The sequence below is a fragment of the Streptomyces sp. NPDC001480 genome (genome assembly GCF_042894725.1).
GTDB lineage: Bacteria > Actinomycetota > Actinomycetes > Streptomycetales > Streptomycetaceae > Streptomyces.
In genome coordinates, this window is sequence record NZ_JBIAVX010000001.1 from 1 (window position 1) to 15817 (window position 15817).

A 15817-nucleotide genomic window follows, 5' to 3' on the forward strand; every position below is an offset into this window, starting at 1 on the left:
AGGCTCCAGGTCGAGAACGGCAGGCCATGCTCGGCCGGCTTGGATTTGGCGATCTTCTTGATCTCACGGCGTTCGGGGAGGCTGAAGGTCTTGGGTCGGCCGCCCTTGTACTTCGGATAGAGCGAGTCGAACCCGTCCGCGTTGAAGTTGTGGATTACATCTCTGACCCGGTCCGGGCTGGTGAACGTCACCTCGGCGATCTTCGCCACGGGCATGCCCTGGGCGGATAACAGCACCATCTGGGCCCGCCGCCAGGTCACCACCGAACCGGTGCCTCTACGGACGATCCGCAGTAACCGCCTGCCATCGTCGTCATCGATCTCCCGGACCTGCACACGTTCAGCCACGCGATCATTCTGGCCGTCCGGCGCCGCCCAGGACAGCAACAGAGTGATGCCTCATCGCAGGGCGAACGTTGCTTGATGCGGCACTAGACCGTCTCGGGCGCGGTGCGGCACAGCAGGAGGCAGATGTCGTCGTCGCGTTCGGAGTCGTGCAGCATCGGTTTGAGCAGGGAGTCGGCACAGGCGTCGAGGTCCTCCAGTTCCGCCGGGCTCAGTGCGGCCAGGACGTGGGCGAGGCGGTCGATGCCCGGATCGATTCCCTGCGCCCGGCGCTCGACCAGTCCGTCGGTGTAGAGGGCGACGGTGGAGCCGGGCCCGATGCGGACGACGTGGTCCTCGTACTCGTAGGCGAGGGGCACTCCGAGCATGATGCCCGGCTTGGTGTCCAGCACCCGTACCTCGCCGTCGGGCGAGCGCACCACGGCCGGCGGGTGCCCGGCGGCCGCCCAGACGACGTCGGGGTCGCCGGGCCGGAAGCGGGCGATGACCGCGGTGGCGTACAGCTCTGGCTGCTGGTGGCGCAGCAAGTGGTGCAGCCGGGTCAGGATCCGGGCGGGGCTGTCGCCCTCGACGGCGTAGGCCCGCAGCGCGGTGCGCAGTTGCCCCATGATCACCGCCGCGCGCAGCCCGTGCCCGGTGACGTCCCCTATGACGGCGAGCACGCTGCCGTCGGGCTGGGGGAAGGCGTCGTACCAGTCGCCGCCGATGTTGAGGCCGTGGGTGGCGGGCAGATAGCGCGCGGCAAGGAACAGCCCTTCGGAGGAGGGGAGTTCGGTGAGCTGCGCGCGCTGGAGGGCCTCGGCGGTGTCCCGGTGCTGTTCGTAGCGGCGGGCGTTGTCCAGGGCGGTGGCCAGGCGCCGGGCCAGTTCCAGGAGCATGACGCAGGTGTCCGGGTCGAAGCGGGGGCCCGGCGCGGTCAGCGTGAGCACGCCCAGGACGCCGCGTGCGGTGAGCGGGATGCACAGCAGCGGCCGGTCGGGGGAGAGCACGGAGGGCGGGTGGTCCTCGACGCCGGGGAGGTCGCCGGGGTGGTCGGCGGCGTGCTGGGGGCGCCCGGTGCGGGCGGCGGTGACGGCGGCGGCCGGACGCCCGCCGTGGTGGGGCTCCTGGTCCTCGTCGAAGATCCAGATGTCGGCCCGGCCGGCGTACTCGGGGACGAGGAGCCGGGGCAGCCGGCGCACGATGTCCTCGTGGTCCAGCGAGGTGGTCACGACGGCGCTGGCGGTGGTCAGGAAGGTCAGCAGGCGCCGCGCGTTCTCCGCAGCGGTCCGCGCGGTCCGTTCGGCGTCGAGGAGTTCGCGCTGGGCGCGGGAGACGGCGTCCAGTTCCGCGTGCAGGGCCAGGACGCCCTGGTTCGTCTGGTGGAGTTCCTCGCGGTGGAAGCGGACCAGTTCCTCCAGCTCGTCGAGTCTGTCGAGGGCGGCCGCACTCTCCTCGTCGGCGGCCAGCAGGGCTTCGGCGAGCTCCGTGCCGTCCTGTCCGGCGGGGTGGCCCGGCGCGGACGGCCGTACGGGACAGGGGCCGGTCAGTGTGAACTGCCAGGGCGGTGTTCCCTCCACCGGACCGCCCACCGTACGGACGGCCACCCGTACCAGCCGGTCCGGCTCCCCCCCGGCCTCCTCGGTGGTGACGACGACTTCCGCGCCGCCCTGGGCGAGACACTGCCGCAGCCGGTCGGTGAGGGCCGTCAGGAAGCGGGCGCGTTCGAGGGCGGGCGCGCCGGCGGCCACGGCGAGCCGTGCGGCGGCGGCGCGGGCACGGGCCGCGTCGGACAGGGATGCGATGTGCCAGACATCAGAGGCTGTGGTCATGGATGCGGGTCCGGCGGTCGGGGGCGAGTACGGCCACACTGGTGTCGTCGCGTACGGGTCGGGCGGGGCTGCTGGCGTCCCTGAGGATGACCGCGGCGACCACCGACGGGTCTTGGGTGAGGAGTCCGGGGTCGTCGGGCGGTGTCCAGCGGCTGGGCAGTCCGTCGCTGTGCAGGACGAGCAGACTGTCCGGGTGCCACGGCACCCGCCGCAGGGGCACGCCGGCCGGGAAGTGGGCGCCGACGATGCCGGGATGGGAGACGAGCGGCTGCCAGCCGCCGCCGTCGTGCAGCCGGGCGCCGATGTTGCCCACGCCGGCGAAGCGCAGTTCCCGGGCGTCCTCGTCCAGTTGGGCCACCGCGACGGCCGCGCCCCGGGTGTGCCGCAGGGCGGTGTGCAGGTGCCGCAGGAGTTCGGCCGCGGGCAGGTGTGCCGTGCGGCGCAGCTCGTCGACCGCGGTGGCCGATGCCTCGGCGGCCTTGGCGCCGTGGCCGAGCCCGTCGGCGAGCATCAGGGTCGTACGAGGTCCGGAGCGCACCCAGCTCCAGGCGTCCCCGGAGTGCTCGGCCCGGGCGAGGGGCACGTTGATGCCCCCCGCCCGGGTACGGGGCGCGCTGTCCGCACGCCGTCCGGTGGAGCGCCGGTCGATGCGGGCCGTCACGACGGTGCCCCGGCCGCGTGCGCTGTGCAGGTCGAAGGCGCTGGACATGCGCAGGCAGGTGCCCAGGCCGGCGCCGAGCGAGGTGTCGACGGTGGTGTAGCCGTCACGCAGGGCGGCCCCGACGTCGGCGATGCCGGGGCCGTGGTCGAGGGCGAACAGCTGCACCGAGGGTCCGCGGGCGCTGCCGTCGGCCGGCGGCAGCTCGACGAGGTTGATCAGCACCCGGCCGCCGCCCGCGTGTTTGAGCAGGTTGGTCGCCAGCTCCGTGGCGGCCAGCGCCGCGACCGCCGTGCGGTGCGCGTCGAGGCCGGCGTGCGCGCCGGCCTCCTCGGCCGCGACCCGGACGTCCCGTACCCGGGTGGAGTCGTGCACCGGGATGTCCCACACCCGGCTCATCGCGGCTCCGGGCGGGAGGCGGGCACGCCGGCGACCCAGGCGATGACCGTCACGGTGGTGCCCCGGCCGGGCTCGGTGTCGACGGTCAGCTCGTGCACCAGCCGCTTGGCTCCGCTCAGGCCGAGGCCCAGTCCGCCGCCGGTGGTGTAGCCGTCGGTCATCGCCAGTTCCAGGTCCTGGATGCCGGGGCCGTTGTCGGTGAAGGACAGCCTGAGACCGCGCGTGCGTCCGCTCTCCAGGGGCGTGATCTCCGCCTGTCCCCCGCCGCCGTGGACGAGGGTGTTGCGGGCCAGCTCACTGGCGGCGGTGACCAGTTTCGTCTGCTGCACCAGGCCGAAGCCGAGGTCGGCCGCCGTCTGGCGCACCTGCTGCCGTACCCAGGCCAGGTCCGCGTCCGAGCCGATGGGCAGCGTCATGACCGCGGCGGGGCGGGAGGCCGGCGTCACGTGCCTCCCTTCCTTCCGTCGGCGGAGGCCGTCGACACGGGTACGGGCCGCCCCAGCAGCTCCAGCGCGCGCTCGACATCGAGGGTCGTGGTCAGTCCGGGCAGGGTGAGCCCCAGCTCGACCAGCGTTATCGCCACGGCGGGGCGCATCCCGGCCAGTACCGTGCGTGCCGCCAGCAGCTGGGTGCTGGCGGCGATCTCGGCGAAGATCCGGCCGAGGAAGGAGTCGACGATGTCCACACCGGAGACGTCGATCACCACACCGGTCGCGCTGCTGCGGGCGATGCGTTCGGTGATGTCCTGCTGGAGCTGCTCGGCCATCCCGTCGTGCAACTCCCCCTGGAGGCTGACCAGCAGAACGTCGCCCAGTGCCAGCACCGGGACCGTGGGACCTGGGTAGCCGGCGCTCACCGCGCGCTCACTCCGGCGTCCGCGCTCGGGGTGACCTGGATGCCCTGCTGGCCGAGCGCGTAGGCCAGGGCGTCGGCCAGGGAGGCGCGGGTGAGCACCGAACCCAGGTCGATGCCGAGGTGCACGATGGTCTGCGCGATCGCGGGGCGGATGCCGGAGACGATGCACTCGGCGCCCATCAGCCGGGCCGCGGCCACCGTCTTCATCAGGTGCTGGGCGACGAGCGAGTCGACCGTGGAGACGCCGGTGATGTCGAGGATGGCGTACCGGGCGCGCTGGTCGACGATCGCCTCCAGCAGGCTCTCCATGACCACCTGGCTGCGGGCGCTGTCCAGGGTGCCTATCAGGGGCACGGCGACGGTGCCCTCCCACAGTTTGATCACCGGGGTGGCCACTTCGAGCAGTTGCTGCCGCTGGCGTGAGATCAGTTCCTCGCCCGCGCTGAGGGCGGTCTCCATCACGACCAGGCGCAGGGTGTCCAGCAGCACGGTCAGGGCCAGCAGGCTCTCGGTGACCTCCGGGCCGGACGGGTCGGTGAACTCGCCCCGCAGCAGCTCCAGGGCCGGGCGGCGCAGGCCGGCGACCTCGTTGGCGATATGGGCCGGGCTGTATCCGGTTCGGGACAGGGACGCGGACATCCGGCCGAGTTGGTCGCGGACCTGGTCGAAGCCGGTCGCCGTGACGTCCTCCAGCCTTCCGGCGCGGGCCACTTCGGACAGGGCGTCCACCACGGCCCGGCCCGCTTCCACCGCCTCGTCCCGGGACACGGTGAAGACCGTGCGGAACAGGGTGGCGTCCGCCCAGCGCTGGGCGATCTGCTCCCGGCGCCGCTCCAGGAAGTCGCCCACCTGGCGTGCCGTCGGCTCGTCCGCCGCATGCTGGTCCGACACTTACATCGTCTCCCTACTGCACCGGCGGGTGACTGCCGGTCGTCGTCGGCCGCCCCGGCCGATTGTTGCCGTATGACAAACATTAGCGCCGCGCGTACGGCGTGGACAACACGTGATCGTCACGGCCGCCCGGCCCTTACTCCTTGCTCTGCCCGTGAACGCCCGCGCCAGTCCAGACAGACCACCAGAGCGTCGTCCAGCGGCACGATCCCGCCGCGGTGGTCCGACAGTTCGCGCAGGATGGCGCGTGGGACCTCGGCCGCGGGCAGCAGCCGCGTGGCGGTGATGGCCCGCGTCAGGGCGCTGTCCCCGTAGGCCTCTCCGCCCGGGGAGGCGACCGCGTGCACGCCGTCGCTGACGAAGACGAGACGGTCGCCGGGTTCGACCTGGAACTCCTGCGCCACGTAGTCGGTCTCCTCGAACATACCCAGCGGCAACTGGGCTTCGAGAGTGACGAGTTCCACGGTCCCGCCGCGCAGCCGCAGCATCTGCGGGGAGCCCGCGTCGACCACCCGGGCGCGTCCCGTGGCGAGGTCGAAGTCGAGCATGAGCACGGAGAGGTAGCAGCGGCCCCGGTAGTGGGCGTAGACGGCCTGGTCGGCCAGGGCCGCCTGGTCGGCGAGCGGGATGCCGGCCCGCCGCGCGTTGCGCAGGGCGTTGATGGCCAGGTTCGTCAGCAGGGAGGCCTCTATGCCCTCCCCCATGCCGTTGGTGACGTACAGCGTGAGGTGGTCCGCCGTCGCCGACCAGTCGAAGTTGTCACCGAAGACGGCGTACGCCGGTTCCAGCTGCGCGCCGAGTTCGTACTCGGGGCGTGCGCAGGCGCGGCCCGGCAGCAGCTGCCACTGCATCTCGGCGGCGAGGGTGAGCCGGTCCTTGCGCCGCGCCTGGAGGTACACGTCCGTGTCCCGTTCGGCCACGATCACCTCGTGGCCGAGCACCTCCGCGATGTCCGCCAGCTCGTCCAGGCAGTCGCGCGCGTGCGCTCCGTCCGGCAGGGTCACCGACAGCACGCCGAGCCGGTCGCCCCGTACGGTGACCGGCAGGTGCACGCGTGCCCGGCCGTCGTGGAGGGCCTCCACGTACGGCTCCTGGGCGCCGAAGGCCCGGCCGGCCGGGCTGTTGTGCACCGGGACCGATTCGGGGTGGCACTGCGGCGCGGACACCGGCTGGAGGACGGTCAGGCCGTAGTCGGCCATGAGCAGCTCGACGGACTCCGCCGCGTACTGATCCGTCAGTACGCGGCGGGCGGTGTCGAGCAGGGCGTGGGGTGCCGCTCCGCGCAGGGCGCGCTCGGCGGCCACGAATCTGTTCACGATGATAAACGCACCAATCCTTCACCGAACACTTACGGATCTCGTTCCCCGTAGAAGCCCGTTCAGTTCCACCGGTCGACGACTCGGGCCTCCCCGGGCCGGGCGGGTCCTAGTAGGCTGGCGGGCGTCCCAGCGCCTGCGAGAGTGTGACAGTGACTGCCTTCCGCCCCCGCCCGGAGCCCGCCGAGGTCGCACGGGTGACCGCGACGGCCGCGGAGCTGCTGGAAGTCGTGTGGGGCCGGGCGTCGACCGCGCCAGCGTCGGCCTCGCAACTGCGGGTCCTGCTCATCCTGGAACACCACGAGGGCATCAATCTGCGCACGCTCGCGGATTCCCTCGCCTCCACGCCCCCCTCGACCAGCCGCCTGTGCGACCGGCTCGAGGCCGCCGGCTTCGTCCGGCGCGTGCTGAGCCCGGCCGACCGGCGCGAGGTGCGCCTGCACCTCAGCGGCCGGGGCCGTGCCTTCCTCGCCGATCTGCGGGCGCGCCGGGAGAGCGCCCTGGAGGCGGTGCTGGAACTCATGCCCGCCGCCAAGCGGACCGCGCTGCTGGAGGGGCTGGAGGCGTTCTGCGACGCGGCCGCCGCGCAGATCCACGACGATGCCCAGGGCCCCGGCAGCCGGACCGCCTGAGCCGCGGGCCGCGGGCCGCGGCATCGGGCACGAAGCGGCGTGAGCCGACCGGAACATTCCAGATCCTTCCCCTCTGCGGTGTGTCCGTCCACGGTCCGGGTACCCCGGCTCCGGGCTCCTTGGCTCCAGTGTGGTCAAGGTCTCGGACATCGCCGGCGGGGTCGGGGAGCGCGTGCGCCCGTTTCGCGCAGAGGGTTCCGCCGTCCTCTCAGGCGCGCCGGACCGCCGTGAGCAGGCCGTCCCCCACCTCGTGCAACGCGACGGCGAAGGCCCCGTCACGGCGGACCAGCCCGTCGAACGCGGTGAGCTGCTCGCGGTGGCTCACCGCGTTGTCGACCGCCACCAGCCCGTGGGGGGTCAGCACCCGCCGCAGGTGCGGCCAGTACTCCACGTAGGCGGGTCGTTCGGCATCGAGCACGACGAGGTCGAAGGAGGCGTCCGGGGCCTTCGCCAGCGCGTCCGCGCCGTCGCCGTGCACCACGTCCACGTGGTCCTCGAGCCCGGCGCGCGCGAGGTTGCGCCGGGCCGCGGCCACCCGCTCCGCGTCGATCTCGACGGTGGTCAGCCGGCCCCCGGTGTCCCGTAGCGCGTCGGCGAACCAGAGCGCCGAGTAGCCGTTGGACGTGCCGATCTCCAGCACGCTCCGGCTGCGCTGGACGCGGATCAGCAGGGCGACCAGTCGTGCGGCCGCGGGCGTCATGTTGCGCAGCCGCAGCAGCCGGTCGGCCAGCGGCTCGTCGTGGGTACGGCCCTCCCTGTACAGATCGTCCAGAAGTTCGGCCAGACGGTGGTCCACGGCGACTCCCCGAATACTCTCGACCACTCTCGACGCGTTCATCGACCGTTGATCACATAGATCACATTCAACAGGCAGTCACCGGTGCGGCGCCCGGATCGGGCCAGGCGTCCCGCCGTACGAGGCCGAGGACCAGGGCGGCGATGTTCCAGGCGTCGTCCTCGCCCCGGTGGTGGCGGCCCTCCAGCGGCAGGCCCGCGATCCGCAGGGCCTCGGCCATGCCGGGCCGCTTGCGCAGTCCGTACGCCGCGGCGAAGGCCTCCTTGGCGTTGACGTGCCCCCGTCCGAAGGGGTATTCCACGCCCGTCGCCCGGCACTGCCGCTGGAACTGACGGCGGTCGTACTCCCCCCAGCTCGTCCAGGGCCGGATCCCGGACCGGTGCTCGGTGGCCAGCAGCCGGCACGCCTCGCCGAAGGACAGCCCCCGGTCCACCTCGGCCTGGGTCAGCCCGGTCAGCTCCGTGCAGAAGGCGCTGACCGTGGACCGTACGGGCCGCACCAGCACGCGGTGCCGCCCGGTCCGTTCACCGGTCGCCGGATCGACGACGGTCAGCCCGATCTCGATGATCTCGCTGACCGCTCCGGCCGGCGGGCGGCCCTCCCAGCACGTCGCCTCCACGTCGACGACGTTCCACAGTGTCTCCCCCTGTTCCATGCCGCAGAGCGTAGGCGGCCGACGGCGCACCCATCACCTGCATTTCCCCCACGGCTCGCGATCGGGCCGGGCACAGCGCGCGCACAGCGAGCCGTGGCAGGGTCACGGCATGTCTCGCACCCCTGTGGCCCGCGAGGACGCGGTCCGTGTACTGATCGTCGACGACGAGCCCGAGCTCACCGAGTTGCTGTCCGCGGCGGTGGCAGAGGCCGGATGGCGGCCCCTCACCGCTCGGGACGGGCACGGCGCGCTGCGGATCGCGCGCGGCTGCGCGCCGCACGCCGTCGTCCTCGACGGGATGCTGCCCGACGTGGACGGGGTGCAGGTGCTGTGCAGTCTGCGGGACGAGAACGCCGGCCTGCCCGTCCTCATGCTCACCGCCCGCGACGCGCTGGAGCACCGGATCGACGGGCTGTCGGCGGGCGCCGACGACTACGTGACCAAGCCCTTCTCGCTGGAGGAGGTCATGCTGCGGCTGCGCGGACTGCTGCGCCGCGCCGGCGCCCGGGGCGCGGCCGAGGGCGAACCCGTACGGATGCTGGGCGATCTGGTGCTCGCCGGGAACACCCGAGAAGTGCTGCGGGGCGGCACGCTGGTGCCGCTCACCGCCAAGGAGTTCGACCTGCTGTGGTTCCTCGTGGGCCACCCGCACCAGGTGCTGAGCAAGGCGCAGATCCTCGACCACGTCTGGAACGCGTCGTTCGACGGCGAGGGCAATCTGGTGGAGGTGTACATCTACGGCCTGCGCGCGAAGATCGACAAGGGCCGGGCCCCGATGATCCACACCGTGCGCGGAGTCGGATACGCGATCAGGGCCGCGGATGGCGGAACGAGGTGATGACGGAGGGGACGGAGGCGACGACGGCGGGTCGGCCGCGCGGGCGGTCGTTGCGGGCCCGTCTGGTGCTGTTCCTCTCCGTGGCCATGGTCGTCGTCTGCGCGGCCATGGCGCTCACCACGGTCGTCGTGCAACGCGTCTATCTCCTCGGGGACCTCGACCAGCGGGTCACCGACGCCGCCGAGCGCGGCCAGGGCGGGCTGCAACACCGTAGGGGCGGCGCGCGCGACCTGGGCTTCCTCAACGAACGCGGGCAGCCCGTCGGCACGCTCGCGGCCCGTTTCGCCGCCGACGGGCGGATCCTGGCCGCCGAGGCGGTCACCCGGGACGGCCGGCGGCGGGTCCTGACCGCCCGCCAGCGCGCCGCCCTCGACGGCATCGCCCCGGACGGCTCGCTGCACACCCGTACCGTCCCCAGCCTCGGCGCGTACCGCGTGACCGCGCTGGGCGGCGACGGGGTGCCCGTGCTGGCGGGGCTCCCCGTGGACCGGGTCCAGCGCATGATGAACGCCCTGGTCACGGCCGAGTCCGTGATCGCCGCCGTGGGGCTGGGTGCCGCGGCGTGCGTCTCGGCGGTCGTCGTACGGCGGCAGCTGCGCCCCCTCGGCCGGGTCGCCGCCACCGCGGCCGAGGTCGCCCGCGCGCCACTGGAGCGCGGCGAGGTCACCGGGCTCACCCGGGTCCCCGCCCGGGACACCGACGCCGGCACCGAGGTCGGCCAGGTCGGCGTCGCCCTCAACCACCTCATCGACCATGTCGAGGTCTCGCTCGCCGGACGCCAGCGCACGGAGGAACGCATGCGCCGCTTCCTCGCCGACGCCGGCCACGAACTGCGCACGCCGCTGGCGTCGATCGCCGGATACGCCGAACTCATGGACCGCGGCTCGCGGAAGATCGAACCGGGGCTGGCCTGGCGCCGGGTGCTCGCCCAGTCGGCCCGGATGACCGGGCGGGCGAAGGCGGACGCGGCCAGGGTGCGGATGGCCGAGGTCCGCGCGCACCTCGACGACACCTACGTCACCTGGGCCGGGGGCACCGGCGACACCGACGCCTTCTACGTCCGGGTGCACAGCCCCGTCGTGTGGGTGGAGGTCGACTGCCAGGCCCCGGGCCCGCTGGCCGGGGCGTACGGTGCGTCGCAGGGCGGCACCCCGACCCAGAAGCACGTCCACTCCATCATCCGCACGCCCAACGGCAACGACTACGGAAGGGAGTTGCTGAGGCAGCACTACCTCACCTCACCGCACCACCGGTGACGTGAGCCGCGGCGGGAACACGCAGGTGGGGACCCCAGGGCCCGCCACTGGCATCAGCTGAAGGTGCGGCGGTAGGTGTGCGGACTGACGCCGGTGGTGCGTTTGAAGCGGTCGCGGAAGGCGGTGGGTGAGCCGAAGCCGACCTGACCCGCGATGCGTTCGACCGGGTGGTGCGTGGTCTCCAGGAGGTGCTGGGCCTGGCGGATGCGGGCGCGGTGCAGCCATTGCAGCGGAGTGGTGCCGGTCTGTTCGCGGAAGCGGCGGATGAGGGTCCGGGTGCTGGTTCCGGCGTGGGAGGCGATGTCCGCGAGGGAGAGGTCGCGGCCGAGGTTGTCCTGGAGCCAGGTGAGCACGGGTTCGAGGACGGAGCCCTGAGGGGTCGGCGCGTGGTCGTGGACGATGAACTGCGCCTGGCCGCCCTCGCGTTCGAGGGGCATCACGGACAGCCGGGCCGCGTCGGCGGCGACGGCCGAGCCGTAGTCGCGGCGGATCAGGTGCAGGCACAGGTCCAGTCCCGCGGCGGCACCGGCCGAGGTGAGGAACTGGCCGTTGTCGACGTACAGGACGCCCGGGTCGACCTCGATCTCCGGGTGGAGTGCGGCCAGCAGGTCGGCCGCGGCCCAGTGGGTGGTGGCCCGCAGGCCGTCGAGGAGGCCGGTGGCGGCCAGCGGGAAGGTACCCGAGCAGATGGAGGCGATGCGCGTGCCGTCCTCGGCCGCCGCGCGCAGGGCGGCACGGACGGCGGGCGGGAGCGGGGCCTCGGGGTCGGCGGTCCCGGGCACGATGATCGTGTCCGCGCCGTCGAGCCCGTCCAGGCCCCAGGGTGCGCGCAGGACGAAGGACCCGGCGTCGGTCTCCGGCCGCTCGGCGCACACGCGGACCTGGTAGCCGGGGCGCCCGTCCGGCACGCGGGTGCGGGTGAAGACCTCGATCGGTGTGGACAGGTCGAAGGGGATCACCCGGTCCAGCGCGAGTACGGCGACGGTGTGCATGGTCAGAACATACCTGTCACTATCTCGTTGGAAGGTGTCATCAATGCCACTGGGGCGGCGGGGCGCCGGCTGATTGGCTTCAGGGGCACCGGCCGGCACAGGCCGGTCTCCCCGTATCGAAGGACCCTCGACCATGCCCGCGCACCTGCGGCCCCTGCGTATCGCGGCACACGCCGAACTCGTCTCGCTCGTCGTCCTGTTGGGCAATCTCGCCACCGCCCACCTCAGACCCGTCTCCTCGCTGACGGGCCCGGCCCACGGCTGCGCCCACCTGTTCGTGGTGGGCGCGACCTGGCGCCTGAAGGGGGCGAACAGCACCGCCCGGGCGGCCGCCTTCCTCCCCGGCGTCGGCGGCCTCCTCGCCCTGCGCCTCCTCACCGGCCCGGACACGACCCGACGGCACACCGAGAAGGCGACCCGGTCTTGAGCTGCATCGCCCCGATCCTGATCGGCATCGTCTACGTCCTGCTGATGTCACTGGTCCGCCGTCCCGACAGTCGCCGCCGGCTCAACGCGCTGATGGTGACAGGCGCCGGAGCCGCCTACCTGAGCGGTGGCGGCTTCGGCGGCTGGGAGTTCCTCTACACGGTCGTGGCCACGTACGTGGCCTACCGCGGCCTGGAGTCCTGGGCCTTCATCGGCGTCGGCTGGCTGATGCACACCTCGTGGGACCTGCTGCACCACTTCAAGGGCAACCCGATCGTGCCCTTCGAGCACGGCTCGTCCATGGGCTGCGCGATCTGCGACCCGGTCATCGCGCTGTGGTGCTTCCGCGGCGGTCCCCGCGTCACGATCCCCTGGCGGGCGTCGCGGGCGCGGGAACCGGTCGCCCCTCAGTAACCGCTGCCGAGGGTCTGCTTCGTGTAGGCGCACTCCGTGTAGATGTAGCCGGAGCGGAGCTTGGCGGTGTCCGAGGCGGGCGTCGCCGTGCTGCCACCGTGCGGCTTGTGCACGAAGTACGTGGTGCCCGCCGGGAGGCTGATCGTCCGCTGCGGATAGTTCTTGCCGCTGCTGCAGGGCTTGAACCCGATCCCGATCGTGTCGGCGAAGGTGTAGGTCCTGCAGCTGCCGCATCCCTTGAGCGTGAAGCTGCCGGTCACCGGACCGGTGTAGAGGACGGTGACGTCCTGCGGGCTGTCGTTCTTGACCGTGACGGAGATGCTGCCGCCGGAGGCGGAGGTGGGCAGCTTCTTCCCGGCGGCCGGGATCGTCTGGGCGACCTCGGCGGCGATGGACACCTTCTTGGCGCGGTCCCGGTTCTTGCTGTGCTTGTTGTCGGCGACGAACTGGTCCAGGGTCTTCTGGGCCGCGTCGAAGTCACCGTCCTTGTACTGGTCGACCCCGCAGGCGTACTCCCCCGCGTCGCCGCTCCTCGCGGCCCGGTCGGCGGCCTTCTTGAGGCCGTCGGCCGTGTTCGTGGCCGTGGCCGTGGCCGTCGTCGACAGTTCGGTGATCTGGGTGTTCAGACTGGTCAACTGCTCGACGGCCGTGCAGGGTTCGCTCCCGCTGACGTCCTTCTCCGCCTTCTTCACCGCCGAGTCGACGGCGGGTGCGACCTCGCCCGCCGGCTCGGACTGCGGGAACGTGTCCAGCAGATCGCCGAACCGCGTGACCCAGTCAGCCTGGCCGCCGGCCAGGCTGCTCGAGCCGCACTCGTACAGCGAGGTGGCCAGCCGGTCGTCGGGCCATCGCGTCAGCGAGCCGAGCTGCTCCTTCGGCATGGTGCGGGGCACCGTGCGCAGGTACTTCAGCGGCTCGACCGCGGCGCAGTAGTCCTTGTGGCCGTACGCGGCGCCGACCGTCTCGTAGTAGGTCCTCATCCGGTCGGGAACCTGCTTGGCCGCGCGGGAGCCGGAGTGGTTGACCGCGAGGTCCTTGTACACGTCCAGCGCGGTCCCGTAGTCGGACCTGGCCGTGCCGAACGTGTGCCGGCCGGCCGCCGTCACCAGGTGGTCGGCCCGCCCCAGCCGGTCGAGGAGCGACTGCTCGACGGCTTCCTTGTGCGCGCCGTCGTACCCGACGGCGGCACCGGCCGGTACGGCGAGGAGGAGTACTCCCAGCAGCAGCGCCAGGGACGCTCTCCCGGGCCAGGTCAGCCGGGTGCGCAGCCCGGCGATCGCGCCGTGCACGGCCGCCAGCAGCAGGACCACGGCGTAGCCGGCGAGCGCCGCCCCCGGGACACCGTCGGCGTCGGCGGGCAGCGCCACGAGCAGCAGTACGACGGTCGCCGCGCAGCACGCGGCCATCGGTATCCATCTTCGGACGAGCGCGTACCCGAGGCCCAGGCCGCTGAGGTTGAGCAGTGCGACGGCGGCCGCCCGCAGGCGGTCCGGTGGTGCCGGCGGCGGGCTCGACGGCATGGGCGGTACGGCGAACTGCTGGTACGGACCGTACGGATTCCCGGACATGGTGGCTCCCCCCATATAACTACGCCCGCATGTCTGCGGGTTGGCAGTGTACGGCCAGGGGCGCGTACCCGACAGAGGTGTCCATAACGGCGGCCCGCGACACCGTGCGGCGTCGAGATCAAGCCAAGATCGTACCAACCACACTCTTCGACGACGCCATGACGTCGGCCACGAACCGCAGGCGGCCGACGCCGAGTTCGCGCAGGGCCGCGCCGTGGTCGGCGGCCACCACGAGGCAGACCGCGCACAGCAGCAGCCGCCAGGCGGCCGCCACCGGGCGCCGCAGCGGACGGGACAGTTCGCGGAAGGAGGCGTGCAGCCGCTCGCAGTGGAAGGGCACGTGCCGCTGCTCGTCGGCCAGGATGCGGCCCGCCACGTCCGAGGTGAGCGGGTCGCCGGCGCCGTCACGCAGGGCGCGGTAGTAGCGCAGGGCCACCACTTCCGCGATCATCAGCACCAGCAGCTCGGTGCGCAGCCCCATCAGGCGCCGCAGCCGCACGAAGGCCCGGTCGCTCCAGTGGCCGGCCAGTGCCGGCACGCCGCCGGCGGTCAGCAGGCGGGCCAGCAGCCGGGCGTGGTTCTGCTCCTCGGCGACGAACAGTTTCACCGCGTGCGCGTAGTCGGGGTCACCGGCCTGCTCCGCCTTGGCGACGAGGTTGGCGCCGTCACCGTCCTCGCCGACCTGGAAGCGCTGCACGCTCGCCCACACCGCCCGGTGGAGGGAGGCTCCCTGTGCCCAGTGCGGGTCCGGCCGGTCCCGTCTGCGCTGGTCCTCCTCCTCGAATCGGCGTGTCCAGTCCGCGAATCCGCCCGCTCGCACCCGGTCTCCCCTCGCTCCTCGGGCACGGTCGTGTGCCCTGGTCGAGGAGGACGCGGACGGTGGCCGAATCGTTCCGCCGCCGAATCGTCCCGCAGGAGCACCGGGCGGCCGCGCGCCGGTTCAGGTCCCGCCGGCCCACCGCCGGCCCTCGTCGGTGTCCGTCGGCGCGCGGCCGTGCGGGACGTCGCCCGCGGTGAGGTGCTCCAGCACTTCGGCCAGTTCCTGACAGGCGCGCTCCACGGACCGTCTCGTGTTGTGCTGCTCGGTGATCACGGCCGACAGCAGGAGGGCGGTCAGCGCCATCGTGCCGTTGAACGCCTGGAGCTTCATCATCACCTCGACCCCGGACAGCCGTTCGAACGCCCCGGTGCGCTGTGTGGCCGTGACGGTGGCCAGGACCGAGATGAACAGGGCGCACAGCATGCTGCCGGCCAGCCGGAAGCGCAGCGCCGCCCAGACGAGCAGCGGATAGACGAGAAAGAGGAGACTTTCGTGGCTGCGCGTGGCCAGCGGTACGAGAGCGCAGGCGACGAGCGCCACGATCGAGGCCTCCGGCCACCGCCCCATCCGCGGCGGCCGGCGCTGCCGGTACAGCATCAGCAGGATCGGGGTCACGATCAGCACGCCCATCGCGTCGCCCACCCACCACGCCAGCCAGACGAGCCCGAAGTCCTGTGCGGCGAGCTTTCCCGCGAGGACGAGGAGGCAGACACCGGCGGTCGCGCTGATCAGCATGGCGGTCAGCGCGCCCAGGAACACCAGTGCGAGCCCGTCGCGCAGCCGGCCGAGGTCGGTCCGGAAGCCGACCCGGCGCAGCAGGAGGTACGCGCACACGGGGGCGGCGGTGTTGCCCAGGACGATGCCGGCGGCGTCGAGCCCGACGGCGGGGAGGGACACGACGATGAAGAGGGCCCCGAGCGCGATACCGGGCCACACGCGGATCCCCAGGATCAGCAGGCAGGCCACCGCGACGCCGGTCGGCGGCCAGATGGGGGTCACCACGGCGCCCTCGACGACCAGCCGGCGCAGGAGTCCCACGCGTCCTGCCGCGTAGTAGCAGACGGCGACGGCCGACGTCCACAGAGCGAGGACAGCCGGCCGGCTCAGATCCCGAATACCCACCACAGCAGCCATCAGACACCGCTG

18 protein-coding genes are annotated in these 15817 nt (G+C 72.6%); 5 read left to right on the forward strand and 13 right to left on the reverse strand.

Annotated elements, in window-relative coordinates:
* The 7 genes from ACFY01_RS00005 to ACFY01_RS00035 all read right to left on the reverse strand — a co-directional run.
* Positions 1–347: transposase (locus ACFY01_RS00005; RefSeq protein ID WP_390733306.1), on the reverse strand; the 347-nt coding region annotated here is incomplete at its 3' end.
* Positions 348–430: 83 nt separating this feature from the next.
* Positions 431–2155 (reverse strand): SpoIIE family protein phosphatase, encoded by a 1725-nt coding sequence (locus ACFY01_RS00010; protein ID WP_390733307.1) that lies wholly within the window; start codon positions 2153–2155, stop codon positions 431–433.
* Positions 2139–3212 carry a SpoIIE family protein phosphatase gene (locus ACFY01_RS00015; protein ID WP_390733308.1) on the reverse strand — a complete coding sequence of 358 codons (1074 nt, stop codon included), beginning with the start codon at positions 3210–3212 and terminating at the stop codon, positions 2139–2141. The genes ACFY01_RS00010 and ACFY01_RS00015 overlap by 17 nt, the downstream gene beginning before the upstream one ends.
* Positions 3209–3628, reverse strand: a complete 420-nt coding sequence (locus ACFY01_RS00020) for an ATP-binding protein (protein WP_390734007.1) — start codon at positions 3626–3628, stop codon at positions 3209–3211. Before ACFY01_RS00020 ends, ACFY01_RS00015 begins: the two co-directional genes overlap by 4 nt.
* A gap of 26 nt (positions 3629–3654) precedes the next feature.
* The gene (locus ACFY01_RS00025; protein WP_390733309.1) at positions 3655–4068 is read right to left on the reverse strand and encodes an STAS domain-containing protein; all 414 of its coding nucleotides are present in this window, start codon (positions 4066–4068) and stop codon (positions 3655–3657) included.
* Positions 4065–4958: an STAS domain-containing protein gene (locus ACFY01_RS00030; RefSeq protein ID WP_390733310.1), complete on the reverse strand. Its 894-nt coding sequence runs from the start codon at positions 4956–4958 to the stop codon at positions 4065–4067. The genes ACFY01_RS00025 and ACFY01_RS00030 overlap by 4 nt, the downstream gene beginning before the upstream one ends.
* Before the next feature lie 119 nt (positions 4959–5077).
* On the reverse strand, positions 5078–6274 hold the full coding sequence (locus ACFY01_RS00035) for a PP2C family protein-serine/threonine phosphatase (RefSeq protein WP_390733311.1): 1197 nt from the start codon (positions 6272–6274) through the stop codon (positions 5078–5080).
* A 146-nt stretch (positions 6275–6420) separates the two neighbouring features.
* Between ACFY01_RS00035 and ACFY01_RS00040 the strand changes: the two genes are divergently transcribed.
* A complete protein-coding gene (locus ACFY01_RS00040) occupies positions 6421–6906 on the forward strand; it encodes a MarR family transcriptional regulator (RefSeq protein ID WP_390733312.1) in 486 nt (161 codons plus the stop codon).
* 208 nt (positions 6907–7114) lie between these two features.
* On the opposite strand, the gene ACFY01_RS00045 is transcribed toward ACFY01_RS00040, so the two are convergent.
* Positions 7115–7702: an O-methyltransferase gene (locus ACFY01_RS00045; protein WP_390733313.1), complete on the reverse strand. Its 588-nt coding sequence runs from the start codon at positions 7700–7702 to the stop codon at positions 7115–7117.
* Positions 7703–7769: 67 nt separating this feature from the next.
* Positions 7770–8357, reverse strand: coding sequence for an exonuclease domain-containing protein (locus ACFY01_RS00050; protein WP_390733314.1), 588 nt, complete (start codon positions 8355–8357; stop codon positions 7770–7772).
* Positions 8358–8466: 109 nt separating this feature from the next.
* On the opposite strand from ACFY01_RS00050, the gene ACFY01_RS00055 reads away from it, so the two are divergent.
* Complete coding sequence (locus tag ACFY01_RS00055; protein WP_390733315.1) at positions 8467–9195, forward strand: response regulator transcription factor; 729 nt, start codon at positions 8467–8469, stop codon at positions 9193–9195.
* Entirely contained in the window at positions 9195–10451 is a 1257-nt protein-coding gene (locus ACFY01_RS00060; protein WP_390733316.1) for a DUF3500 domain-containing protein, read from the forward strand. The genes ACFY01_RS00055 and ACFY01_RS00060 overlap by 1 nt, the downstream gene beginning before the upstream one ends.
* 53 nt (positions 10452–10504) lie before the next feature.
* Here the strand turns inward: ACFY01_RS00060 and ACFY01_RS00065 are convergent, their stop codons facing one another.
* Complete coding sequence (locus ACFY01_RS00065) at positions 10505–11443, reverse strand: GlxA family transcriptional regulator (protein WP_390733317.1); 939 nt, start codon at positions 11441–11443, stop codon at positions 10505–10507.
* 133 nt (positions 11444–11576) lie between these two features.
* On the opposite strand from ACFY01_RS00065, the gene ACFY01_RS00070 reads away from it, so the two are divergent.
* A complete protein-coding gene (locus ACFY01_RS00070; protein ID WP_390733318.1) occupies positions 11577–11870 on the forward strand; it encodes a DUF3817 domain-containing protein in 294 nt (97 codons plus the stop codon).
* On the forward strand, positions 11867–12283 hold the full coding sequence (locus ACFY01_RS00075; RefSeq protein WP_390733319.1) for a DUF6010 family protein: 417 nt from the start codon (positions 11867–11869) through the stop codon (positions 12281–12283). The genes ACFY01_RS00070 and ACFY01_RS00075 overlap by 4 nt, the downstream gene beginning before the upstream one ends.
* Here ACFY01_RS00075 and ACFY01_RS00080 read toward each other — a convergent pair.
* The 3 genes from ACFY01_RS00080 to ACFY01_RS00090 form a co-directional block, all read right to left on the reverse strand.
* Positions 12277–13851 (reverse strand): hypothetical protein, encoded by a 1575-nt coding sequence (locus ACFY01_RS00080; RefSeq protein ID WP_390733320.1) that lies wholly within the window; start codon positions 13849–13851, stop codon positions 12277–12279. The two genes, ACFY01_RS00075 and ACFY01_RS00080, sit on opposite strands and share 7 nt — an antisense overlap.
* A 118-nt stretch (positions 13852–13969) precedes the next feature.
* Positions 13970–14671 (reverse strand): ferritin-like domain-containing protein, encoded by a 702-nt coding sequence (locus ACFY01_RS00085; RefSeq protein ID WP_390733321.1) that lies wholly within the window; start codon positions 14669–14671, stop codon positions 13970–13972.
* A gap of 120 nt (positions 14672–14791) precedes the next feature.
* Positions 14792–15805 (reverse strand): MASE1 domain-containing protein, encoded by a 1014-nt coding sequence (locus tag ACFY01_RS00090; protein ID WP_390733322.1) that lies wholly within the window; start codon positions 15803–15805, stop codon positions 14792–14794.
* Positions 15806–15817: the final 12 nt, after the last annotated feature.

Bases quoted from the DNA above. Each gene is read 5' to 3' on its own strand.
- ACFY01_RS00090 (WP_390733322.1), bottom strand. From the start codon at position 15,805: ATGGCTGCTGTGGTGGGTATTCGGGATCTGAGCCGGCCGGCTGTCCTC.
- ACFY01_RS00020 (WP_390734007.1), bottom strand. From the start codon at position 3,628: ATGACGCTGCCCATCGGCTCGGACGCGGACCTGGCCTGGGTACGGCAG.
- ACFY01_RS00050 (WP_390733314.1), bottom strand. From the start codon at position 8,357: ATGGAACAGGGGGAGACACTGTGGAACGTCGTCGACGTGGAGGCGACG.
- ACFY01_RS00015 (WP_390733308.1), bottom strand. From the start codon at position 3,212: ATGAGCCGGGTGTGGGACATCCCGGTGCACGACTCCACCCGGGTACGG.
- ACFY01_RS00065 (WP_390733317.1), bottom strand. From the start codon at position 11,443: ATGCACACCGTCGCCGTACTCGCGCTGGACCGGGTGATCCCCTTCGAC.
- ACFY01_RS00080 (WP_390733320.1), bottom strand. From the start codon at position 13,851: ATGTCCGGGAATCCGTACGGTCCGTACCAGCAGTTCGCCGTACCGCCC.
- ACFY01_RS00070 (WP_390733318.1), top strand. From the start codon at position 11,577: ATGCCCGCGCACCTGCGGCCCCTGCGTATCGCGGCACACGCCGAACTC.
- ACFY01_RS00010 (WP_390733307.1), bottom strand. From the start codon at position 2,155: ATGACCACAGCCTCTGATGTCTGGCACATCGCATCCCTGTCCGACGCG.
- ACFY01_RS00060 (WP_390733316.1), top strand. From the start codon at position 9,195: ATGACGGAGGGGACGGAGGCGACGACGGCGGGTCGGCCGCGCGGGCGG.
- ACFY01_RS00055 (WP_390733315.1), top strand. From the start codon at position 8,467: ATGTCTCGCACCCCTGTGGCCCGCGAGGACGCGGTCCGTGTACTGATC.